The following is a 411-nucleotide window of genomic DNA, read 5'->3' as shown; positions in this document are numbered from 1 at the left end:
TTGCCACAAAATGAGATGGGTAGAGCCTGTATGATGGAATTGCGCAAATATGGTGTGGACACCAGCCAAATTATTTATGGAGGCGAACGACTGGGGATTTATTTTTTAGAAACAGGAGCTGTAGCGCGTGCCAGTAAAGTGGTTTACGACAGGGCACATTCATCATTCTCATGTATCCAAAAAGGGATGATTAACTGGGAAGAGGTGTTGAAAGATGCCAGCTTCTTTCACTGGACAGGTATAACACCTGCCGTTTCACAAGGTGCAGCCGATGCCTGCCTGGAAGCTATTCAGGTGGCCAACCGCATGGGTGTAGCTGTTTCGTGTGATCTGAATTATCGGAAAAACCTATGGAAATACGGTAAAAAGGCATCAGAAGTGATGCCTGAGCTGGTGGCTGGTTGCGACATT

At 46.5% G+C, this 411-nt stretch carries 1 protein-coding gene; it reads left to right on the top strand.

The genetic code is table 11. The features are described 5' to 3' along the window. Positions 1–15 precede the first annotated feature (15 nt). Positions 16–411, top strand: a 396-nt coding sequence (locus KDU71_RS23510) for a PfkB family carbohydrate kinase (RefSeq protein ID WP_244828675.1), incomplete at its 3' end; no start/stop codon positions are given.

The sequence above is a fragment of the Carboxylicivirga sediminis genome, from assembly GCF_018156225.1.
Classification (GTDB): domain Bacteria; phylum Bacteroidota; class Bacteroidia; order Bacteroidales; family Marinilabiliaceae; genus Carboxylicivirga; species Carboxylicivirga sediminis.
Note: the sequence above shows the minus strand (reverse complement) of the source record. Positions and strands in the feature narration are given on the sequence as shown.